This window comes from Parapusillimonas sp. JC17, assembly GCF_052180245.1.
Classification (GTDB): Bacteria; Pseudomonadota; Gammaproteobacteria; order Burkholderiales; family Burkholderiaceae_B; genus Parapusillimonas.
The window spans coordinates 2,037,259-2,059,828 of the sequence record NZ_CP197474.1 but is presented as its reverse complement, the minus strand read 5'-3'; the positions used below and the strand labels follow the sequence as shown (position 1 = coordinate 2,059,828).

Here is a 22,570-nt window from a genome sequence, read left to right as displayed (position 1 = left end):
AGCATGCAAACTGCAACGCACCGCAAAGCCAGCCCATTCAGACGCAGTGCCGCCTCTCTGGAACAATGGCGTACGGCCATTGCACGCGGCAACAGCGCATTCGGCGCGGCCGACTATTCCGGATCCATCCGCCACTACCGCCTGGCCCGGACCATCGCCGAACGACTGTTCGCACGCGTGGACGACATCGACGCAGGCATCGCCGCATTGGTCGTTGCCTGCCACAACCTGGCCGACGCCTACGAACACCTGGGCCGGGTATCCGAGCAGGGTTCGCAGCTATGCGCGGTGCATGAAAAGCTGTGCCATGCCATCGACGACGCCGGGCTGGACGAACCCTGGCGCTCGGCTGCCCTGCGGCACAGCCAGCGCAGTTATGCCGAATTGCTGCGTTTCGTCGGCAGCCATCCCGAGCACGCACGCGCACAGGCCGCGCTTGCGCTGGGTGCGAAGCAAGCAGCGTACCGCCACTTTTCTTGATCTTATCGCTCAGCCACATGAACTTTCAATGGGAGTAACTCATGTCTTACACACTGCCCCCCCTGCCTTGTGCCTACGACGCGCTCGAACCCCACATCGATGCGCAAACCATGGAGATCCACTACACGAAGCATCACCAGACCTACATCAACAATGTGAATGCAGCGCTTGAGGGCGCGGGGCTTCCGTTTCCACCGGTGGAAGAGCTGGTGGCGAATATCGACGCGCTGCCTGAATCGGTGCGCGCAGCGGTACGAAACAACGGCGGCGGCCACGCAAACCACAGTCTGTTCTGGACCGTCATGTCTCCACAAGGCGGCGGGACTCCGCAAGGGGAACTTGCCAAGGCCATCGACAGCCAGCTCGGCGGGCTCGAAAAATTCAAGGATGCTTTCACCAAAGCGGCGCTGACCCGGTTCGGCAGCGGCTGGGCCTGGCTGAGCGTGACGCCGGACAAGAAGCTGGTCGTGGAAAGCACCGGCAACCAGGACAGCCCGCTGATGGCCGGCAACACGCCGGTGCTGGGCCTGGACGTATGGGAACACGCCTATTACCTGAAATATCAGAACCGCCGACCGGACTACATCGCCGCGTTCTATAACGTAGTCAACTGGCCGGAAGTCGCGCGCCGCTATCAGGCTGCCATCGGCTGAACTCGCGCTTACGCCAGGGCGCAAAAATTTACATGGCGGTCGATCCGACATGATAGGATGCCTACCTGACCTGACTCGGGCCTCCTGCAAAGGATCGGCCCCGCCCATGAAATACCTCCAAACCGCATTGATATCAGGTCTTCTTCGCACTTTTGCCGTCCTGCCGTATGGCTTGGTCGCCCGTCTGGGCGAAGCGCTTGGCTACCTGCTGTACCTCATTCCCGGCAGGCGCCGGCATATCCTGCGCACCAACCTGCGCCTTTGTTTTCCCGAGCAATCGGCCGCTCAGCGCGACCGCTTGGCGCGTACGAGCTTCCAGCACGTGATACGCAGCTACCTGGAGCGAGGCACGCAATGGTATGGCAGCGCCCGAGCCCTCTCGCGGCTGGTGCAGGTGGACAGCGCGATCGATCTCCAGGACCGCTATGATCAGCCGACCATATTCCTGGGGTTCCATTTCGCCGCGATCGAAGCCACCTGCCTGTACTACTCGATATTGCACCCGATGGCTTCCCTCTACACGCCGATGTCCGATGAAGTGACCAATGCCATATCAAAAGGCCAGCGCTCGCGATTCGGCACGGAAATGATTCCCCGCCATGGCAGCGCCCGCGACATCCTTAAAGTGCTGAAGTCGGGCAAGCCCGTGATGCTGGCCGCAGATATGGACTTCGGACTGCGCGACTCGGTGTTTGTACCGTTCTTCGGCGTAGAGGCCTGCACCTTGACCGCGGTGTCGCGTTTGGCGCAATTGAGCGGCGCGCGTGTCGTTCCCTTCGTCTCAGAGGTGCTTCCCGACTATCGCGGCTACAAGCTTCAAATACATCCGGCCCTGGCGGCGTTTCCGAGTGGCGACGTCCGGGCTGACGCGTTGACGATGAATCAGTTTCTTGAAGCGCGCATACGAGAAACCCCTGATCAATATTATTGGGTACACCGGAGATTCAAGCGACGCCCGCAAGGCGAAGCGCCGGTGTACTAGGGCCTGTTAACGCTAGAAGGCAGGCGGCACTAGCCCTAGCTCCCCTGATACGCGGGCAGCTTCGCATTCGCTTAACAAAGCTGACGCTGCTTTTTTCATATCAGCACGATCCGGAGAACGGCTGGCACGGCAGGGTGCCGGCACAAGGCACCCTGCTGCCCAACCCGCTGGGCGAATTCCGAAGGATTTCTTTGACGGCGACCCATCCTTCGACCGCTTCGATCGCAAGCGGGCTGCGCGGGCCGCCTGACTTCTTGCTATTGGGGCTACGGACGCACTGCGCTTGCAACGCTGACTTATCGGTGGTGACGCTCAGCCCTGCATGCGCTGCTGCCGGCGCCTTTTGCTTTTATTTTTCGAGGGCTCGGGCGGCGGCATGTTTCGCCGCAGGAATTCGAGGCGTGCCCGCTCTTGCGCAGCGGCGCGCGCCGCCCTCCTTTTCATGATGAGCCGCGCGATAATAAAGGTGATTGCGAATGCCGCCACGAGAATGATACCGCTGGCCGTACTTGTCATTTATCACTTCCAAAAGATTCACGGCACCGTAATTGCATGCCTGACATTCAACGATTTTAGCGCGGCGCGCCGCGTGCCCCGTCACGCGGCGCGCCCGTATCGCTGATGAAGGAGTCCTTATGCGAAAAAAAAGCAGCGGCATTATCCGGGTCGGCATCGGCGGATGGATCTATGATCCATGGCGAGGCGCCTTCTACCCAGAAAGCCATCCTCGCAAGCGCGAACTCGAGTACGCCAGCCGGCAGCTCACTTCCATAGAAATCAACAGCACATACTATCGCGCGCCGAAGCCCGAGGGCTACGCCAAGTGGTACGCGGAAACGCCCGACACCTTCGTCTTCTCCGTCAAGGCGCCGCGCTATGCGACGAACCGGAAAGTCCTGGGCGACGCCGGCGAAACGATCGAGCGCTTCTTGACGGGCGGCTTGACGGAGCTGAAGCACAAGCTCGGACCGATCAACTGGCAATTCATGCCTAGCAAAACGTTCGATCCCGACGACTTCGAAGCCTTCCTGAAACTGCTTCCCCAATGCATTGACGGCCTGCCCTTGCGGCATGCGGTGGAAGTCCGTCACCCAAGCTTCCAGAGGCCCGAATTCATCGCCCTGGCCGAACAATATGGCGTCGCCGTGGTGGTGGCTGCGGATTCAGAGCACCCGTTCATCACGGACCTTACCGCAGCCTTTGTCTACATCCGCCTGATGGGGACACAGGAAGGCGAACCGCTGGGCTATCCCAAGTCCGAGCTCGCGCTATGGGCCAAGCGTGCAAAGACCTGGGCCAAAGGCGCGACACCCGACGGCCTGGATCGACTCGCGCCTGACCAGCCAGGCAGCATCGCACGCGATGTCTATCTGTACGTGATCGGTGGGAACAAGGTTTCCAATCCCAGCGCCGCGATGTCGCTCATTGCGCAGCTTGCTTAAGGATGCAGCCGGCCATGCCCAAGCCCGTTCAAACCGCGCTGACTCGGTCCAGGCGCGCGATATCCGCCGCGGACAGCGACAGGCGAGTCGAGCGGATGAGGCTTTCAAGCTGATCCAGGCTGGTCGCGCTGGCAATGGGCGCGGTGACGCCATCGCGGGAGATCAGCCATGCAAGCGCGACCTCCGCCGGTTCGGCATTGTGAGCCATGGCGACCTCGTCGAGCGCGCCAAGTATGGCCATGCCCCTGTCATCCAGATAGGACTCGATGCGACCGCCCCGGGTGCTCTTCTTTAAGTCATCGCGGCCGCGATACTTGCCCGTCAGAAAACCGCTGGCCAGACTGTAGTAGGTAATCACCCCCAGGCCTTCCGCCATTGCAAGATCGCGCAAGTCGCCGTCGTAGCTAGCCCTGTCGTAAAGATTGTATTGCGGCTGCAGTACCTCGTACCGAGGCAACTTCGCGTCATTCGCCGCCTTCAATGCCGCTGCCAACTGCGCGGCCGAGTGATTGGACGCGCCGATTGCGCGCACTTTGCCTGCAGTGATCAGACGGTCATACGCTTGCAAGGTTTCTTCCACCGGGATGCTTTCATCGAACACATGCGAAAAATAGACGTCAACATGATCCGTCTGGAGCCGGCGTAGAGATTCCTCGACGGCACGCTGGATCCTGGCGGAAGCGAGCCCCTTGCCCTCCGACGGCATCTCCATCCCAACCTTGGTAATCAGCACCATGCGGTCGCGGCCACCGCGCGCCTTCAACCATTCTCCAATAATGGTTTCCGACTCACCGCCTTGGTTGCCGGGCACCCAGGTCGAATACACATCGGCGGTATCCAGGGTTTCGAAGCCGGCATCCGCAAAACGATCCAACAGCTGAAAGGATCTCTGCTTGTCCGCCGTCCAGCCAAAAACGTTGGCGCCAAAAACCAGGGGTGAAATGGATATTCCGGTATTTCCCAATGCTCGCTTTGTCATCACGTATCCTTGTGGTGGTGTGCCTGTCGGCACTTGCGCCATCTTATCGCTGCTTTACCCATTCCATCACGCCCACAGCCCGCAATCGCGCCATCAACGTCAGTGCGTTGGGTATGGCTTCGCCTTGCGCAGTGTTGTCGAAAATGCACCATACCTGGCGGCCCGCCGCGCACGCGTCGGAGATCTCTTCAACCATGGCATCGATGTAAGCGTCGCTATATGTCGAATAATAGACGTGAGGCGAGCCGTGCAATCGAATGTACAGGGTAGCAGCATCGCCGGCCGGCGCGATGCCGGGAACCGGCAATGGGTCCGCATGGACGCAAGCCACATCCGCATTCGTCATCGCTTCCGCAGCCGCCGGCGTAAACCAGCTTGCATGGCGCGGCTCGCAAACCACCGGCACCTTCGTCAAGCCGCGCAGCGTGGAAAAGAAGCCCGAGGCGTCCGCCATGTTCAGCGCCAGGCTGGGCGGAAGCTGCAGCAGCAGACACCCGAGTTTGTCGCCCAATGAAGAAACTTGATCGATGAATCCCTGCACGGCGGCGTCCGCGCCACGCAGCCGGAGCTCATGCGTGATGGTACGAGGGATCTTGACGCTGAAGCGGAACGCGTCGGGCACGCTCGCCGCCCATCGGGCATAGGTCTTGGACTGATGGGGACGATAGAACGAAGAGTTGATCTCCACCGAGGGAAACGCCTGGGCGTATCGTTCCAGATGGCTGCCCTCGCCAGGAAAATGCGCAGCGACCTTGGAAGACAGCCCCCAACCGGCGCATCCCACGTACACCGGCAGCGGTCCGGGAATGCTTGCGTGGCGGGTGGGGTTGGCCATATCGCTTCAGCTCGCCAACTGCCAAGTGCGCAGCACCTCGTGGCGGGACTGTCCAATGTGACTCTTGACAAGCGCAAACTCACTGACGTGGAAACCGATGGATGCTATGGGTGCAAAAGCGACACGATGCCTCTGGTCGTAACAAAGCGTCATGTGAGGCTGGTAGGCACGCGACGGCGCAAAGCCCTGATCAGCCATCGCGCAACCGAGCGATGTGCGCAGGACTCGCACCCGATCCATACCTTCGGTGCCCACCAAGACAAATGGCCCATTTGGCGCCAAGAAAGACCCCGCAGTGTCGAACTGCGCCTTGAAGGCAGAAACACGGACAGCGTCCGCCGCGCGGCAGGCGGCATCCACCACGGTTTCGTTCGCATCGTGGCCCACCAGCTCCAGCGTGATATGCAAGCGTTCCGGCGTTATGCGACTACCCGAAATGCCGCAGGACATCAGCAGTTTCCCGGCGAACTCGTGGATGCGGGCCGCATCTTCAGGGCCCGGGCGTAGCGCGAAGAAACAGGTGTGAAAACCGAGCGGCTGGTTTGCGAGACTCATTGGGACGCGGCGCAGGCAGCGCTGCGTTGCCGAATAAATTCTGCTGTTGCATGGCATGTTCTCATGGAGCGCCACGATTCTTGCGGCGCAGGATGCACTTTAAAGTATAAATCCAATATATCGGCGTCAAGGCCATGAGAACCATGACATATCGGTTCGCTTACCCGCCCTTGCGACACCGTCACGCCGGGCTTACGTTTTTGTTGAGGGTCGGTGTGTGCCGTGCAACCCTGCAAGAATGACTGCTTTACTCTTGATCTTCCCAAGGGTTGATGACTTTCACACCGGCCGCCAGGAACGGGCTTACATCCCTTGTAGCCACGCTGAAACCATTATCCAGGGCAATCGCCGCTATGACGGCATCAGCCGCCTCGATGCCGCCGCCGGCCTTACGGGCGGCTGCCAGCACCTCGGCATAGGCGCGTGTGCAAGCCATATCAAATGGCACCACCCGGCCCACAAATACCGGCAACACCTGGTGTTCGATGCTGTCATTAAGCACTGTCCGGCGCTTGCCTGCGGGCATCAGGGCAATACCGGCCCGCAGTTCGGCCACGGTCATGGATGCCAGGTAAAGCGTTTCCAGCGGCTGACGATTCAACCAGTCAATCACCGTTTCATCGGGTACGGCTCGAAACTGCTCCGATATAACGTTCGTATCCAGCAAAATCATTCAAAACTCGCTGCGCGGGCTGGTGAATGGTCACGTTCAAAAACCGTCATTTCTTCGTCGGTAAGTTTCACTTTACGCCCGATGCTTGCCAGCAAGTCACCCAGCTTTACCCGGCCTTCCGGCTTCACTGCGGCAGCCAATATTTCGCACATCTCGGCTTGCAATGTACGTCCGTTCTGCGCTGCCCTAACCCGAATGGCTCGATGCACCTCTTCGGGCACATTCCTTATCGTTACTGCTCTCATGTCTGCAACCTCCTATTGATTGCTGTGAAATCAATTGTACAAACTGCATTCAAGCATATCAAGGACTACCGACCATGCCTCTTGCGCCAACTTGCCATACGCGGCTCCCCGGATACGATCTGACTCAGTCATCGCTCGGACTATTTTCGTTTATTGCGATTTTCGTTTGTTTCGAATACACTAACTCCTGAAATTGCTACATAGCCTAGGAATTAGCCATGACCACCATCACACAGACCAAGATGACACTGCCCGCAGAACGGGAAGTTCAGGCAGCCATGCAGGGTCAACGCGCCTTGGCTGCCTACCTGGCAACACGCTTCGAAACGCAACACATCCAGATCTTCGATGACCGAAACCAAGCTCACCGGGTGGAGTTGCCCACCTCCGCGCTGCGTTTGCTCATTGATATCCTGGCTGAGTTAGCCGATGGCAATGCCGTGAAAGTCGTGCCCGTCCATGCGGAGCTGACGACACAGGAGGCCGCAGACATGCTCAACGTCTCCCGCCCTCACCTGGTCAAGCTGCTGGAGGATGGTGTGCTGCCGTTCCACCGAACGGGGAAACACCGCCGAGTGCGGTTCGCAGACCTGATGCAATACAAAGAAGCACGCGATCACGCTAGCGAAGAAGCCATGGCAGAACTCGCACGTCAGGCACAGGAATCAGGCATGGGGTACGAATGAGGCACTCGCCCTTCACCGCCATATTCGATGCCTGCGTTCTCTATCCTGCGCCGCTGCGTGACTTTCTAATGTGGCTAGGGCTGTCGGGACGATTCCGTGCCCGCTGGAGTCGCGACATTCATGAGGAGTGGAAACGCAATCTACTACTCAACAGGCCCGATCTGACACGTGCGCAGGTAGATCGCACTTCAGACCTGATGGATTGCGCTATCTCCGAGGGATTGGTGGATGGGTATGAAGAGCTCATTGCAGGACTGACGCTACCCGATCCCGACGACCGCCATGTGCTGGCTGCGGCCATCCGCTGCGGTGCCAGTGTGATCGTGACTTTCAATCAACGGGATTTTCCTGCGGACGCGCTCGCTTCCTACGGAGTAGAGTCTCAACATCCCGACGAATTTGTGGAGAATCTCTTCGATCTTGATGCAGCAGCGGTGGTAGCTGCCGCGCAACGCCAGCGAGCACAACTCAGGAATCCACCTATCGACGTCGACCATTATCTGGAGATCCTATTCCGGCAAGGACTAGTTCAGACGGTCAAAAACTTAACGACCTACCGCTCCATTCTCTAATCGAGCACCATTCTGAACAGCAGTATCACTGAAGCAGCGCCAGGCTTTGATACTGTGCCGTGAACTGCAACTGGTTTTGACGCCCCAACGCTGGTCCGATTCGACTGAACTTTATCCAAACGATGCTGTGCTTAGTAGCCAGCAGAGAAATTGGAGGAACACCAGACTTTAGCAGCCTAAGATAATCAACGGAGACTAGAATTTGCGATTCTTAGCTGACGGGCCATCAATCCCCGATGACCTCCTCCTGGCCAGAGATCAGGGCCGCGTAATTTTCTTCTGTGGTGCGGGAGTATCAAGAGCGCGTGCGAAACTCCCTGATTTCTTTGGCTTAGCTCGTAAGGTAGTTTCCAAGCTTGGCGTTGATAAGAACAGTCCAGCCTATAAGCTGATCCAAGAAGCTCAGGAAATTGATCGACGCATTGACGTTCCCGGCGTTATATCGGCCGACCGGGTCTTCGGACTTCTGGAGAGAGACTTTGCATCGCGTGACATTGAGGAGGCGGTAGCATCTGCGTTGAAGCCGTCCACGGGATGTGATCTCACTGCACATAGGATTTTGCTCGACTTAGCGACCACGCCAGAGGGCGCTGTTCAATTGGTCACAACGAACTTCGACAGATTGTTTGACGACTGCGGTAGAAAACTTCCAACATGGCAACCGCCGAGGTTACCAGACCCTTTGCGCCAAAATGAGATCAATGGAGTAGTGTATCTTCATGGCCGATCTACGCCGACTTATACCGGCGCTGAGGGTGACGGATTTGTTCTCTCAAGCTCCGAATTTGGTCGTGCATATCTATCGGACGGATGGGCAACAACATTCATTCGTGAAATACTTAACAAGTATGTCGTTGTATTCGTTGGGTATACGGCTGACGATCCGCCCGTTCAATATCTCCTTGAAGCATTGCGGAAAGCTTCAAGAAGGTTGAGAACGCTTATGCTTTTCAGTCCGGTGACTACGATGGCGCTGCTGCACGATGGCAGCACAAAGGTGTTGAAGCTATTCCCTATAGCCCTGATAACGAACACGCTGCTTTATGGCAATCCCTCGAAGCTTGGGCAGAGCGTGCGCGTGATCCTGATGCTTGGTATGCAAAGGTTATTGACGCATCCAAGAAAGGGCCAGCAGCAGTTCAGCCGCATGAGCGGGGTCAGGTGGCACATGTCGTTTCCACCTATGAAGGTGTGAAGAAGTTCTGCGTCGGCGAAGTTCTTCCACCTGCTGAATGGCTTTGTGTGTTCGACAAGTATCGCCGATTTGCAAAGCCGGGCAGTTCAGGCTCATTGGGCCGCAAAGGACCCTATGTTGATCCGTTCGATCTATACGGTCTCGATTCAGACATCACGCCCAGCAAACCTGATCCTGAAGATCATTATGCTAAGCGCGAGGCTCCAACCGATGCGTGGGACGCCTTCGAACTTAATCGCCTTGATCGATCACCGATCCGCGATGAAAATCTTGCCGCGCTTCGCGGGCATTGGGCTAACCATTCCCCACGTCTTGTCCCGCGGATAGGTCAGCTGGGAGTATGGCTAGCAAAGGTCTGCGACCAACCTGCCGCTGTGTGGTGGGCGGCTCATCAGCTGTCACTTAATCGGAGCATTCAAGAACACATTTCATGGGAGCTAGAGCGAAGCAATCGCCCCATCCACAAGGACATTCGCAACGCTTGGCGATCGCTTTTTGAGGCTTGGAACTACGTCGAAGATTTCCACAGAGATTGGTACGCGTTGCAAACTGTCATTAAGGCCGACGGATGGAGTAGCGCTGTCACTCGGCGGCTTGGGGAAGTGCTTCGACCCCGTCTTTCTGCGGAGCCGGATTTCTGGGGTGGCCCAAAGCCGCCTGCACTGGTGCCAGATAGAGAGGACGGCGCTCGCTTGTTGCGGATGGACGTCAAATATCCTGAAACGCATGAAGCAGTTACGGTACCGGACGAGTGGTGTGCAATTGTCGTTAGAGTCCTGCGACACAATCTTGAGCTGGCCCTTGCACTTGAGCACGAAATAGGAGGTTACGGCCTTAGCAATATAAGCCCGATAGTTCAGGACAGTATCGAAGGTGCCGACTATCATCGAACGCACGGGCTTTCGGCTGCAATTATCCGATTTGCCGAACTTTTTTCGCAACTGAGCAAAACCAATAGAGCTGCCGCTAAGCGCGAGTTTTTGTCTTGGCCTACGGACGATGACACCATCTTCGCACGATTGCGAATATGGGCATCAGGAAAGCGAAGCGTCGTCTCAGATGATGACTTCGGACAACTTATAGCGTCTTTGAGCGATGACGCATTCTGGAATAGCTATCATCAGCGAGATCTTTTGTTGGTCCTCGCAAATCGATGGACGAAACTCAGCGGGAAGTCTCGCAAACTAATCGAAGAAAAGCTGGTGATAGGCCCAAAGCGATGGCGGCGCGAGAAGATTGCAGCCTTCGATAGCAGACGAGCTTGGTCGATTCTAAATCGCATTCAGTGGCTTCAAAACTCAGGATGCAAGCTTTTTGCCAGCACCCGTAGACAAGCGAAGCTGCTCCGTGCTACTGTGCCCGACTGGAAAGAGGCTTATGGCGAGAAGGCTGCTGAGTCGTTGGAAGGTCGGACTGGATGGGTCAGGACTAACACCAGTCATGAGGAACTAGCAGAAACGCCCCTTTCACTAGTACTGCTTCGAGCCAAGGAACGTAGCGGTCGATCAGACGATTTTCTCGTCGAGAACGATCCTTTTTCTGGCCTCGCTGCTCAACGCCCTGCGCGCGCTTTTGCTGCGTTGACCTATGCAGCTAAACGAGGAAATTTCCAAAATTGGGCATGGCAACGGTTCCTTAATTCAGAGGCACGGAAGAATGACAAGGCCAGATTAACCTGGCTGATTGCCGAACGACTCGCTCGTTATCCAAATGCGCAGCTTGCAACGATCCTCCGCCCTGCGACCGATTGGCTACAAGATACCAGTGCGAAACTAAGCAAAGACTGCCTTCCTGTTTTCGACCGCATTTTGAGGAAGCTGGCCGGCGTCCTCCGTGAATCGCCGAACGAAGGACGTTCGGGTATTGTTCGGAGTTCCGAGGAACCAGACTGGACGATGGAAGCGCTTAATTCTCCTACGGGTAAGATCGCGCAGGCGCTTTTTAACGATCCACGCAAAGATAATCTGAATCGAAATCAAGGCTTTCCTTCTGAATGGCTCGTTCACGCTGAGGCCCTATTAGCGCTTCCAAACGACTTGCGCAGACATGCGATTGTGATCTTGTTTTACAACCTCAACTGGTTTTTCGCTGTCGATCCGAAATGGACGGAACAATATTTGTTGCCTGCGATTCAAGGTAACGACACGGACGACCGCGACGCAGCATGGTCGGGCTTCTTATGGGGGGCGAGAACTCCAAATCGAGAGCTCTATATGCGGTTGAAGAACGACATGCTCAAGTTCGCCGCTAATCCTCTCCCATCGCGCCGCTCATATGGTGAAATCATCGCAGGTATGATTCTTGCCGGGTGGGGAACTGTCGACAGCGTTACCGGCGAGCGCCGTATCTCCAATGATGAGATGCATAGCTTACTTTTGACGGTCGATGACGAGTTTCGCTCACGGGTACTATGGCAGGCTCAACGATGGTCTGACGAGAAGAACGAAAACTCACACAAGCGATGGAGAGGACAGCTTCCCGAACTGCTGCAGATTTGGCCGCGCCAACTGTCAGCCAGATCGCCCAACACGTCGGCCCGCCTCTGTGAATTGGCTTTCTCCAGCGGAGATGAATTTCCGACCATAACCGCATTGGTTTTGCCGCTCTTGGGCAGAATCGAGCGTGACCATTTGATGCTGCCAGAGCTTCGTCGATCCGGAGACAACATAGTAAATCGGTACCCGGAACAGGCGCTGGCTCTACTCCATGCCGTTCTGCCAGACAACGCGCTGGCATGGCCCTATGGTATAGAAGGGATATTGAAACAAATTGGAGAGGCAAGCAGCGCACTAAATAGCGACGATAGACTGATTTCTCTGAAGCGACGATGGGACGCGAGGTGATGCACGACATGCCCATATGGTTCGCGAACCACATTGCCTTTCTGTTCTTTGCGTCTTTACCGTTGTCGAAAGGCTTTATCGTTAGGGGAGTTGTGTCGCCACCCGTGCGGTACGAGACGGGGTGCGATCTTGATGCCATAAAACTCAAGAACACCCCATGTCTCTCGTCAGGAATGGCCGATGCCCTTTCCCGATACCATGTCAGCGTCATTCATCTAGCGATGGTATCGGCGATTTCTTTATGGCAAGCCCTTCGCATGCCATGAAAAATACCATTGATGATGTGGTAAACATAGTTATTGATTTTATTTTTAAATAAAATCAATAACTTATAAAACAGCCTTCACTCCCACTCAATCGTCGCAGGCGGCTTGCTCGATACGTCGTATGTCACGCGATTGATTCCCCGCACCTCGTTGATTATGCGGGACGACACCTTTTTCAGCAAGGCATACGGCAATTCCGCCCAGTCGGCGGTCATGAAATCGGATGTCTGCACGGCACGCAGCGCTACGACATAATCGTAGGTGCGGCCATCGCCCATTACGCCGACCGACTTCACGGGCAGGAACACTGCGAACGCCTGGGAAGTCAGGTCATACCAATTCTTGCCGCTGTTGTGGTCCACGGTATTGCGCAGTTCGTCGATGAAAATCGCATCGGCGCGGCGCAGCAGGTCGGCGTATTCTTTCTTGACTTCACCCAGGATGCGCACGCCCAGGCCTGGTCCCGGGAAGGGATGGCGATAGACCATGTTGGGCGGCAAGCCCAGGGCCACGCCCAGCTTGCGTACTTCGTCCTTGAAAAGCTCGCGCAGAGGTTCGAGCAATTGCAGGTTCATGTCTTCGGGCAGGCCACCGACGTTATGGTGCGATTTGATGGCGACCGCCTTGCCGGTTTTCGACGCGGCGGATTCGATGACGTCGGGGTAGATGGTGCCTTGGGCCAGCCAGCGCGCATTCTTGAGTTTGCCGGCCTCGTCCTGGAAGACTTCGACGAATTCCTTGCCGATGATCTTGCGCTTGGCTTCGGGGTCGGAGACACCGGCCAGTTTCCCCATGAAGGCATTGGTCGCGTCCACGTGGATCACGCGGATGCCGAAGTGGTCGGCGAAGGTGGCCATGACTTGCTTGGCTTCGTTCAGGCGCAGCAGGCCGTGATCGACGAATACGCAAGTGAGCTGGTCGCCGATGGCCTTGTGTATCAGTGCCGCGGCAACGGACGAGTCCACGCCGCCGGAAAGTCCCAGGATGACCTCGTCGCTGCCGACCTGCTCGCGAATGCGCGCAACGGCTTCTTCCACGTAGTCGGGCATGTTCCAGTCGCGCGCGCAGCCGCAGATTTCGGTCACGAAGCGGGCAATTATCGCTTCGCCCTGGGCCGTATGCGTCACTTCGGGGTGGAACTGCAGTCCGTAGAAGCCGCGATCTTCGTCGGCCATGCCGGCGATGGGGCAGGAAGGTGTGGAGGCCATCAGCTTGAAGCCTGGAGGCAGCGCGGTGACCTTGTCGCCGTGGCTCATCCAGACCTTGAGCATGCCATGCCCTTCTGAAGTGGCAAAGTCCTGCAGGCCGTCCAGCAGCTGCGTATGGCCGTGGGCACGCACTTCGGCATAGCCGAATTCGCGATGGTCGGACCATTCCACCTTGCCGCCCAGTTGCGCCGCCATGGATTGCATGCCGTAACAGATGCCAAGCACGGGCACGCCCGCGTCAAAGACCTTGGCGGGCACTTTCAGTGCATCTTCCTCGTAAGCCGAGGCATGGCTGCCGGAGAGTATGATTCCCTTCAAACCTTGCTGCGCTTGCGCTTCGATGAAGGCATCGTCGACGTCGCCCGGATGTATCTCGCAATACACGCCGGCGTCGCGAACGCGGCGCGCAATCAATTGGGTCACTTGTGAACCGTAGTCGAGGATAAGGATACGCTGATGCATGGCTGAAGAAGAAATAGGAAATCAAGGCGTTAATGTACCGTATCGGCGCCGTTTTCGCTGGCGCCCGCCCCTTTTATCCACCCTTTTTTCTGTCGTTCAGGAGTCCTGATGTCCCGTCAACCGTCCGCTCTGCAGCTTTGTTTCGCGGGCTTCATCGCCTTGTCGGTCGCCATGGGCATAGGCCGCTTCGCCTTCACTCCCATCCTGCCCATCATGCAGCGGGACTTCGGGCTGGATCTTGCGCTGGCGGGATGGCTGGCCAGTGCCAACTATCTGGGGTATCTGGCAGGCGCGCTGACGAGCGCCGCCCTGCCCTGGAAGCCCTCCATGCAGCTTGTCACGGCGCTGTTGCTGGTGGCCGCGACCACCCTGCTGATGGGGTGCACTTCCGCCTGGCCGCTTTGGCTCGCGCTGCGCTTTCTGGCCGGCCTGGCAAGCGCCTGGGCGCTGGTCAGCACGGCAACACTGTGTCTGGCGCGTCTCGCCGCCCTGGGCCAGGGTCGGCTGGGCGGCCTCGTTTTCGCGGGCGTCGGGGCAAGCATTGCCTTCGTAGGACTGACCTGTCTGGCGCTGGAAGTCATCCAGGCGGGTTCGTCCGCAACCTGGCTGATCATGGGGACCCTTTCCTTGGCAGGCATGTTGTGCACCCGTCGCCTGTGGAGCGCGCCTGCCGCTCCGGCAACACAGCAAGCGACAGCGACTGTGCCCGACGGTGCGTCGGGTGTCGCCAGGCGGCATGTTTTGATCATCTTCGCCTATGGGCTATTCGGGTTTGGCTACATTCTGCCGGCCACCTTCCTGCCGGCGCAGGCCAAACAATTGATCGACGATCCGGCCATATTCGGCCTGGCGTGGCCGCTGTTCGGGCTGGCCGCCGCCGTTTCCACTCTATTGACCGCGCGCCTGCTGACCTTGCTGAGCCGCAGGCGGCTTTGGGCCGTGGCCCAGTTCATCATGGCCGTTGGCGTGCTGATGCCCGCCATTCATCCGGGCATCGCATCCATAGCGCTGGCCGCACTGTGCGTGGGCGGAACCTTCATGGTGGTGACGCTGCTGGGCATGCAGGAGGCGCATGCGGTGGGAGGCCGCCATGCGCAAAAGCTGATCGCCGCCTTGACGGCGGCTTTTGCGCTGGGGCAGTTGGCCGGCCCGGCGGTGTTCAGCCTGGGCAATGCCTGGCTGGGCCTGAGCCTGGAAAACAGCCTGTTCCTGGCCGCCGCGGCGCTGCTGCTGGGCAGCGCCTTGCTGTGGCGGCCGGCGGCGCGGTGATCAGTCCGCGCGGTAGTTGGGCGCTTCCTTCGTGATCTGCACGTCGTGCACGTGCGATTCACGCACGCCCGCCGCCGTGATCTCGACGAATTCCGCCTTGTTCCGCATTTCGTCTATGGATGCGCAGCCGCAATAGCCCATGGAAGCGCGTATGCCGCCCACCAACTGGTAGATGATGGCGATCACGCTGCCTTTGTATGGCACACGGCCTTCGATGCCTTCCGGCACGAGCTTGTCGACGTTGTTGGCCGGATCCTGGAAATAACGGTCGGCGGAACCGTCCGCCATGGCGCCCAGGCTGCCCATGCCACGATAGGACTTGTACGAGCGGCCTTGGAACAGGACGACTTCGCCCGGGGATTCCTCGGTGCCGGCAAACATGCCGCCCATCATGCAAGCGGAGGCGCCCGCCGCCAGCGCCTTGGCGATGTCGCCGGAATAGCGGATGCCGCCGTCGGCAATGAGCGGCACACCCGTGCCTTCCAGCGCTTTGGCGACATCGGCGATGGCGGTGATTTGCGGCACACCGACACCGGCGACGATGCGCGTGGTGCAGATGGATCCGGGACCAATGCCGACCTTGACGCAATCCGCGCCCGCTTCGACCAGCGCGCGCGCTGCGGCGGCCGTGGCGATGTTGCCACCGATGACCTGAATCTTGGGATAGTTCTTCTTGACCCAGCGCACCCGTTCGATGACGCCGGCGGAATGGCCGTGCGCCGTATCGACGACGATGGCGTCGACGCCCGCATAGGCGAGTTTCTCGACACGCTCTTCGGTGCCTTCGCCCACGCCGACCGCGGCGCCGACGCGCAGTTGGCCCTGGCTGTCTTTCGAGGCATTGGGGTGTTCGGTGTTCTTGACGATGTCCTTGACCGTGGCCAGGCCGCGCAACTGGAAGCTGTCATTCACGATCAGCACCCGTTCAAGCCTGTGCTTGTGCATCAAGGACTGCGCCTCTTCCAGCGTGGCGCCCTCTTTCATCGTGACCAGGCGTTCCTGCGGCGTCATGACATCACGCAGGGGAACGTCGAGCCGGTCTTCGAAACGCAGGTCGCGATTGGTGACGATGCCCACCACTTTGCCGGCTTCGACGACGGGCAGGCCCGAGATGCCATGCTGGCGCTGCAATGTAATGGCGTCGCGCACCTTCATGGTGGGCGTGACGGTAATCGGATCGATGACGATGCCGAACTCATGGCGTTTGACGCGGGCTACTTCGCGGGCCTGCTGGTCGGCACTGAGGTTCTTGTGGATGATGCCGATGCCGCCTTCTTGCGCCATGGCGATGGCCAGGCGCGATTCGGTAACGGTATCCATGGCCGCAGAGGCCAGAGGGATGTTCAGCGTGATGTCGCGCGTGAAGCGGGTGGCAAGAGACGTGTCGCGAGGCAAGATGTTGGAATATGCGGGAACCAACAACACATCGTCGAAGGTGAGCGCTTTTTTGATGAGACGCATGAACTAAGCTCCGTGCAAAGCGGAATTATAAGCTCAAGACAGGGTTTTTACCTAGCCCTGCGTCACATTGCCTCGCGCAATCGTCATCCCAGCCATACCCTGGCGTTACGGAACATGCGCATCCATGGACTGAATCCGCCGTGTGCCGCCGATTCGCCGCCACGGTCTTGCGCGCCCCATTTTTCCGGCGCCCACGACATCATTACATTACGGGTCACGCGCTCGGGATGCGGCATCAGGACGGTGAAACGGCCATCCGACGTGGTGACGCCCGCAAGTCCCTGCGGACTGCCATTGGGATTGTAGGGGTAGCGTTCGGTATGCGTCCCCTGGTTGTCGACGAAGTACAAAGCGCCGTCCACTTTGGAAAGGTCGCCTTGGGCCGAGAAGTTTGCATAGCCTTCGCCATGCGCCACCGCGATGGGAATGCGCGCGCCCGCCATCCCTCGCAGGAAGATGGACGGCGACTCGGGCACTTCGACCAGCGAAAGCCTGGCCTCGTATTTTTCGGACAGGTTGCGCGTGAAGCGCGGCCAATGATCGGCGCCGGGAATCATGGGCGCCAGCGCCGCCATCATCTGGCAGCCATTGCAAATGCCCAGCGCGAAGGTATCGGGACGCGCAAAATAAGCCGCGAACTGATCGGACAGCCTGTCGTTGAAGCGTATGGTCCGGGCCCAGCCTTCGCCCGCGCCCAGGACGTCTCCGTAGCTGAAGCCGCCCACCGCGACCAAACCCTGCACGCCGTCCAGGCTGACCCGTCCGGACAGAAGGTCGGTCATGTGGACGTCCAGCGCTTCGAATCCGGACTTGTCGAACGCCCAGGCCATTTCCACCTGGCTGTTGCAGCCTTGCTCGCGCAGGATGGCGACCTTGGGGCGCTTGCCGGTGGCGATGAACGGAGCCGCGACGTCTTCTTGCGGATCGAATGCCACCGATGGCGACAGTCCGGGATCCGCAGCGTCTTTCCAGATGTCGAACTCGGCCTGCGCGCTGGCGGGATTGTCGCGCAGCGCCATGATGCGGCGGCTTACTTCGGCCCACTGCTGGCCGAGCTCTGCGCGCGACTTCTGGTAAATGCACTTTCCATCGCGGTAGATCTGGATCTCGTCCAGCGTATTCAGGCTGCCCATGACGTGGGAATGGGCCGACAGGCCGACGGCCCTCAAGGCCTGCATCACGCGGTCGCGCTGCGACAGCGGCACCTGGATGACCGCGCCGGCCTCTTCGGCAAACAAGGCCTTGAGCGTGATTTCGTCGCGCTGAACGGCGATCTGCTCGGGCCGTATCTTGTAGTCGCCCCAGTCGGCCGCGACGGGATCGATGGTCAGCATGTCCAGATTGACGGACACGCCGACACGCCCGGCAAACGCCATTTCGCATACGGTGGCCAGCAGCCCGCCGTCGGAGCGGTCGTGATAGGCCAGGATCAGCCCTTCATCGGCCAATTGGCGGAGAACGGCGAAGAATGCCTTCAAGGCGTCGGCGTCATCGATGTCGGGAACTGCCTGACCCACCTGGTTGAACACCTGTGCCAGCACCGATGCGCCCAGCCTTTGCTTGCCGAAGCCAAGGTCGATGAGGATCAGCGCGGTGTCGCCCGCATCGGTTCGCAACTGCGGGGTCAGCGTGGCACGCACGTCGGCAACCGGCGCGAAGGCCGTGACGATCAGAGAAACCGGCGCCACGACCTGGCGCGCCTCGCCTTCCTGGTCCCAGCTGGTGCGCATGGACAGCGAGTCCTTGCCGACGGGAATGGAAAGCTGGAGCTTCTGGCACCACTCGCTGACCGCGGCGACCGTGTCGTACAGGGCGGCATCCTGCCCGGCCACGCCGCAAGCCGCCATCCAGTTCGCGGAGAGCTTGATGTCCTTCAGCGAACGCACGTCGCCGGCAACCAGATTGGTCAGCGCTTCAGCGACCGCCATGCGTCCGGACGCCGGCGCGTCGATGACGGCAATGGGCGTGCGCTCGCCCATGGACATGGCTTCGCCGCGCACGCTTTCGAAATCGGCCAGCGTGACCGCGCAGTCGGCCACGGGAACCTGCCAGGGCCCCACCATCTGGTCGCGGCTGCACAGTCCGCCCACCGTACGGTCACCGATGGTGATCAGGAAATTCTTGCTGGCCACCGTGGGATGGCGCAATACACGCTCGATCGCTTCACCCAGGCCGATGCCGACCAGATCCAGGTCGCCATGCACCGCATCTTGCCGCTGGACATCGCGCGTCATGCGAGGGGGCTTGCCCAGGATCACGTCGATGGGGACATCGACCGGCCGCGGCTCGCCTTCCGGCTGGGGCTGCAAGGTGTCGGAGACGCCCGGCAGGCCTTCGCCGAAAGTCACGCGCAACTGGCGGTCTTCGGTGGCGACGCCCACGACGGCGTAGGGGCAGCGCTCCCGGCGGGCGATGGCGTCGAACCGGTTCAGGTCCTCGGGCAGTATCGCCAGTACATAGCGTTCCTGCGATTCGTTACTCCAGATCTCGGCGGCGGACAAACCCGACTCTTCGAGGTGAACCTGCTGCAGTTCGAACAGCGCGCCCCGCCCCGCATCGTTGACGAGTTCGGGGAAAGCATTGGACAGCCCGCCCGCGCCCACGTCGTGGATCGCGATGATGGGATTGCCGCTGCCTTGCTGCCAGCAGCGGTCGATGACCTCTTGCGCGCGTCGCTCGATTTCGGGATTGCCGCGCTGGACGGAATCGAAGTCGAGTTCGGCGGTGTTGGCGCCCACGCTCATGCTCGACGCCGCGCCGCCCCCCATGCCGATGCGCATGCCGGGCCCGCCCAGCTGGATCAGCAAGGCGCCGGGTGGAATCGGGTCTTTGTGCGTCAGGAGTTCATCGATGTAGCCCAGCCCGCCCGCGATCATGATGGGCTTGTGATAGCCCCAGCGCGTGCCGCCGGAGCTTTGTTCGTACGTACGGAAATAGCCCAGCAAGTTGGGGCGTCCGAACTCATTATTGAACGCCGCACCGCCGATCGGCCCTTCGATCATGATGTCCAGAGGGCTGGCGATGCGGTCCGGCGCGCCGTGCGCGTCGGTTTCCCAAGGCTCGACGGCATCGGCGAAGCGCAAATTGGATACGGTGAAACCGGTGAGGCCGGCCTTGGGCTTGGAACCCCGGCCCGTGGCGCCCTCGTCACGGATCTCGCCGCCGGCACCTGTGGCCGCCCCGGGGAAAGGCGCAATGGCCGTGGGGTGATTGTGCGTTTCCACCTTCATCAGCGTGTGGACCATGGCGGGGTAATGGCCGTAGCTGCCCGCCGCTTGGGGGTCGCCCGCGTGAAAGAGCGTCGCCGGACCGCCCGCCATGATGGCGGCATTGTCCGAATAGGCCACGACCGTGCCTTCGGGCTGCGCGGCATGCGTGGCGCGGATCATGCCGAACAAGGTGTTAGGTTGCTCCTGGCCGTCGATCACCCATTGGGCATTGAATATCTTGTGCCGGCAGTGCTCGCTATTGGCCTGGGCGAACATCATCAGTTCGACGTCGGTGGGATTGCGGCCCAGTTGCCTGAAGGCCGCTTCAAGGTATTCGACTTCGTCGTCGGACAGCGCCAGCCCCAGGCTGCGGTTCGCGTCTTCCAGCGCCTGGCTGCCCAGGCCGATTACGTCGACCGTCTGTATGGGCTTGCCGGGCAGCGCCGCGAACAGCGCCCGGCCGTCGAAGCCGGCGTCGACCACGGATTCGGTCATGCGGTCATGCAGGCAGGCGGCGATGGCGGCCAGTTGCTGTGCATCGATGGACTTGCTGCCCAGCAGGCCTCGCGCCGGCGTGATCGCGTAGCGTATGCCGCGCTCGATGCGCCGCACGGCAGACAGACCGCAATTATGGGCAATGTCGGTCGCCTTGCTGGCCCAGGGCGACACTGTGCCGAACCGCGGTACGACGCGCAGGACCAGTGCGTTCTTGCCTTCCTTGCCATCGTCTTCGAGCGTGCCGTAATCCAGCAGCTGCGCGAGCCGGTCCTGCTCTTGAGCATCGAGCTCGCCCTCGAGCCAGACGTAATGCTCGAATCGGCCCTGGATGTCGGAGACAGGCAGGCCAAGCTCGGCAAAGCGCTTGAGCAGGCGTTCGCGACGGAACGAAGACAGAACCGGGGAACCTTGAAAATACTGGACGGAATTCACGACGATGGCGGGCGAAAAGGAGGGAAACCTCTATTTTAGCCTACGGGGTCAGACCCCGCATGAGGTCGATCCATGCCATGTGGGGTCAGACCCCAAATGGGGTCTGACCCCCTGTCAAGCCGAGTTTTTGGGGTCAGACCCTGTCCAGGGTCTGACCCCTTGCGGCCGGAGTTCTTTTGGGGTCAGACCCCGTACGGGGTCTGGCCCCGCCCCCTAGTCCGGATAGATCACTTCCAGGATGTCGAGCTCGTCGACGCCCGCGGGCGTGCGCAGGGTGATGGTGTCGCCTTCTCGGGCCTTGAGCAATGCGCGGGCGACCGGCGATATCCAGCTGATCCGCCCTTGCAGCGGCTCGGCCTCGTCGACGCCCACGATGGTCACGCGGAACTCTTCGCCTTCTTTGTCGGAATACACCACGGTGGCGCCAAAGAAAACCTGATCCTTGTTGGGCTGCTGCGCAGGATCGACGACCTCGGCGATTTCGAGCCGCTTGGTAAGAAAACGCATGCGCCGATCGATTTCCCGCAGGCGCTTCTTGCCGTAAAGATAATCGCCGTTCTCAGAACGGTCGCCATTGGAGGCGGCCCAAGACACCACCTGCACGACGGCCGGCCGCTCTTCGTTCATGAGATGCGCGAGTTCGGCGCGCAGGCGCCGATACCCTTCCACCGTAATGTAGTTCTTGGTGCCTGAGGGCAGCTTTACCGCTTCGGGACCGAGATCCTCATCGTCGTCCTGGTCGGATTCTTTGACAAAAGCCTTGTTCATAACATCGTGACGTCAAGCCCAATGCCGCCAGACTGGAGTCAAGTCGGACGGCAGGGGCGGAATGGCCCCCAGGTCGAGCTTGCCTTCCTGGGGACTGTGAAAATCGGAGCCACAAGAGGCGAGAAAGCCATAATGGCGGGCAACCTGTGCGTACTCGGCATATTGAGCAGGGCTATGGCTGCCGGTGACCACCTCGATGCCTGTCCCGCCCAAGTCCTTGAACTGATCGAACAAGGCGCCGAATTGCGTAGGCGTGTAGTCGTAACGGCCCGGGTGGGCAATGACGGCAACACCGCCGGCGTCTGTGATCCAGAGCACGGCTTGTTCGAGCGTGGACCACTGCATGGGAACGTTGCCCGGGCAGCCGTCGCCCAGGTACTTATCGAAGACTTGCTGCATGTTCTTGCAATAGCCCTGCGCAACCATGAAGCGCGCGAAGTGCGTGCGGCTGATCAGCGCAGGATTGGCCGCATAGGCCAACGCGCCCTCGTAGCCTCCCGGGATACCCAGGGCTTCGAGACGACCGGCCATTTGCCGGGCGCGCGTTTCGCGGCCGATGCGGATATCCGCCAGGCCCTGCAAAATGGCCTGGTTGCGCTCGTCGAGGTTCAAGCCCAGTATATGGACGGTGTGGCCCGCCCAGGTCACCGAGATCTCGACGCCCGTCACGAAACGCATGCCCAGCCCCTCGGCGGCCGCGCGCGCTTCGGCCAGGCCGCCGAGTTCGTCGTGATCGGTCAGCGCCCACATCTGCACGCCGTTGGCATGCGCGCGCGCGGCAACCTGCGCGGGCGCGAGGACGCCGTCGGAAACGATGGAATGGCAATGCAGATCGACTTTCACTGGACCTCCGGGAA

Annotated in this window: 20 protein-coding genes; 9 read left to right on the top strand and 11 right to left on the bottom strand. The window is 59.8% G+C overall.

Annotated elements, in window-relative coordinates; translation table 11 throughout:
• Positions 1 to 3: 3 nt before the first annotated feature.
• The 3 genes from ACSBPU_RS09955 (at position 4) to ACSBPU_RS09945 (ending at position 2,115) form a co-directional block, all read left to right on the top strand.
• Positions 4 to 480, top strand: a complete 477-nt coding sequence (locus ACSBPU_RS09955; protein ID WP_442597724.1) for a hypothetical protein — start codon at positions 4 to 6, stop codon at positions 478 to 480.
• A gap of 41 nt (positions 481 to 521) precedes the next feature.
• Positions 522 to 1,133, top strand: a complete 612-nt coding sequence (locus ACSBPU_RS09950) for a superoxide dismutase (protein ID WP_442597722.1) — start codon at positions 522 to 524, stop codon at positions 1,131 to 1,133.
• A gap of 106 nt (positions 1,134 to 1,239) precedes the next feature.
• Positions 1,240 to 2,115, top strand: coding sequence for a lipid A biosynthesis lauroyl acyltransferase (locus tag ACSBPU_RS09945; protein ID WP_442597720.1), 876 nt, complete (start codon positions 1,240 to 1,242; stop codon positions 2,113 to 2,115).
• Positions 2,116 to 2,427: 312 nt separating this feature from the next.
• On the opposite strand, the gene ACSBPU_RS09940 is transcribed toward ACSBPU_RS09945, so the two are convergent.
• A complete protein-coding gene (locus ACSBPU_RS09940) occupies positions 2,428 to 2,631 on the bottom strand; it encodes a hypothetical protein (protein ID WP_442597718.1) in 204 nt (67 codons plus the stop codon).
• A gap of 119 nt (positions 2,632 to 2,750) precedes the next feature.
• On the opposite strand from ACSBPU_RS09940, the gene ACSBPU_RS09935 reads away from it, so the two are divergent.
• Complete coding sequence (locus tag ACSBPU_RS09935; RefSeq protein WP_442597716.1) at positions 2,751 to 3,557, top strand: DUF72 domain-containing protein; 807 nt, start codon at positions 2,751 to 2,753, stop codon at positions 3,555 to 3,557.
• Between the two features lie 28 nt (positions 3,558 to 3,585).
• Here ACSBPU_RS09935 and ACSBPU_RS09930 read toward each other — a convergent pair whose 3' ends face one another.
• The 5 genes from ACSBPU_RS09930 to ACSBPU_RS09910 form a co-directional block, all read right to left on the bottom strand.
• On the bottom strand, positions 3,586 to 4,536 hold the full coding sequence (locus tag ACSBPU_RS09930; protein ID WP_442597714.1) for an aldo/keto reductase: 951 nt from the start codon (positions 4,534 to 4,536) through the stop codon (positions 3,586 to 3,588).
• A 43-nt stretch (positions 4,537 to 4,579) separates the two neighbouring features.
• Positions 4,580 to 5,371: a DUF72 domain-containing protein gene (locus tag ACSBPU_RS09925; RefSeq protein ID WP_442597712.1), complete on the bottom strand. Its 792-nt coding sequence runs from the start codon at positions 5,369 to 5,371 to the stop codon at positions 4,580 to 4,582.
• A gap of 6 nt (positions 5,372 to 5,377) precedes the next feature.
• Positions 5,378 to 5,926, bottom strand: coding sequence for an RNA 2',3'-cyclic phosphodiesterase (gene thpR, locus ACSBPU_RS09920; protein ID WP_442597710.1), 549 nt, complete (start codon positions 5,924 to 5,926; stop codon positions 5,378 to 5,380).
• 247 nt (positions 5,927 to 6,173) lie between these two features.
• On the bottom strand, positions 6,174 to 6,599 hold the full coding sequence (locus tag ACSBPU_RS09915; protein ID WP_442597708.1) for a type II toxin-antitoxin system VapC family toxin: 426 nt from the start codon (positions 6,597 to 6,599) through the stop codon (positions 6,174 to 6,176).
• The gene (locus ACSBPU_RS09910) at positions 6,596 to 6,844 is read right to left on the bottom strand and encodes a FitA-like ribbon-helix-helix domain-containing protein (RefSeq protein ID WP_442597706.1); all 249 of its coding nucleotides are present in this window, start codon (positions 6,842 to 6,844) and stop codon (positions 6,596 to 6,598) included. Before ACSBPU_RS09910 ends, ACSBPU_RS09915 begins: the two co-directional genes overlap by 4 nt.
• A 218-nt stretch (positions 6,845 to 7,062) precedes the next feature.
• Between ACSBPU_RS09910 and ACSBPU_RS09905 the strand changes: the two genes are divergently transcribed.
• The 4 genes from ACSBPU_RS09905 to ACSBPU_RS09890 all read left to right on the top strand — a co-directional run bounded on the left by ACSBPU_RS09905 (position 7,063) and on the right by ACSBPU_RS09890 (position 12,140).
• Complete coding sequence (locus ACSBPU_RS09905; protein WP_442597704.1) at positions 7,063 to 7,530, top strand: helix-turn-helix domain-containing protein; 468 nt, start codon at positions 7,063 to 7,065, stop codon at positions 7,528 to 7,530.
• On the top strand, positions 7,527 to 8,102 hold the full coding sequence (locus tag ACSBPU_RS09900; RefSeq protein WP_442597702.1) for a PIN domain-containing protein: 576 nt from the start codon (positions 7,527 to 7,529) through the stop codon (positions 8,100 to 8,102). Before ACSBPU_RS09905 ends, ACSBPU_RS09900 begins: the two co-directional genes overlap by 4 nt.
• Before the next feature lie 202 nt (positions 8,103 to 8,304).
• Positions 8,305 to 9,297: an SIR2 family protein gene (locus tag ACSBPU_RS09895; protein ID WP_442597700.1), complete on the top strand. Its 993-nt coding sequence runs from the start codon at positions 8,305 to 8,307 to the stop codon at positions 9,295 to 9,297.
• A complete protein-coding gene (locus ACSBPU_RS09890; RefSeq protein ID WP_442597698.1) occupies positions 9,264 to 12,140 on the top strand; it encodes a hypothetical protein in 2,877 nt (958 codons plus the stop codon). Before ACSBPU_RS09895 ends, ACSBPU_RS09890 begins: the two co-directional genes overlap by 34 nt.
• Before the next feature lie 343 nt (positions 12,141 to 12,483).
• On the opposite strand, the gene guaA is transcribed toward ACSBPU_RS09890, so the two are convergent.
• Complete coding sequence (guaA, locus tag ACSBPU_RS09885; protein WP_442597696.1) at positions 12,484 to 14,076, bottom strand: glutamine-hydrolyzing GMP synthase; 1,593 nt, start codon at positions 14,074 to 14,076, stop codon at positions 12,484 to 12,486.
• Between the two features lie 108 nt (positions 14,077 to 14,184).
• Between guaA and ACSBPU_RS09880 the strand changes: the two genes are divergently transcribed.
• Positions 14,185 to 15,345: a YbfB/YjiJ family MFS transporter gene (locus ACSBPU_RS09880; protein WP_442597694.1), complete on the top strand. Its 1,161-nt coding sequence runs from the start codon at positions 14,185 to 14,187 to the stop codon at positions 15,343 to 15,345.
• On the opposite strand, the gene guaB is transcribed toward ACSBPU_RS09880, so the two are convergent.
• The 4 genes from guaB to ACSBPU_RS09860 form a co-directional block, all read right to left on the bottom strand.
• Entirely contained in the window at positions 15,346 to 16,806 is a 1,461-nt protein-coding gene (guaB, locus tag ACSBPU_RS09875) for an IMP dehydrogenase (RefSeq protein ID WP_180070510.1), read from the bottom strand.
• Between the two features lie 83 nt (positions 16,807 to 16,889).
• Positions 16,890 to 20,945: a phosphoribosylformylglycinamidine synthase gene (purL, locus tag ACSBPU_RS09870; protein ID WP_442597692.1), complete on the bottom strand. Its 4,056-nt coding sequence runs from the start codon at positions 20,943 to 20,945 to the stop codon at positions 16,890 to 16,892.
• A gap of 213 nt (positions 20,946 to 21,158) precedes the next feature.
• Entirely contained in the window at positions 21,159 to 21,713 is a 555-nt protein-coding gene (gene greB, locus ACSBPU_RS09865; RefSeq protein ID WP_442597690.1) for a transcription elongation factor GreB, read from the bottom strand.
• 12 nt (positions 21,714 to 21,725) lie between these two features.
• Positions 21,726 to 22,556 carry a 3',5'-nucleoside bisphosphate phosphatase gene (locus ACSBPU_RS09860; protein WP_442597688.1) on the bottom strand — a complete coding sequence of 277 codons (831 nt, stop codon included), beginning with the start codon at positions 22,554 to 22,556 and terminating at the stop codon, positions 21,726 to 21,728.
• Between the last annotated feature and the right edge of the window lie 14 nt (positions 22,557 to 22,570).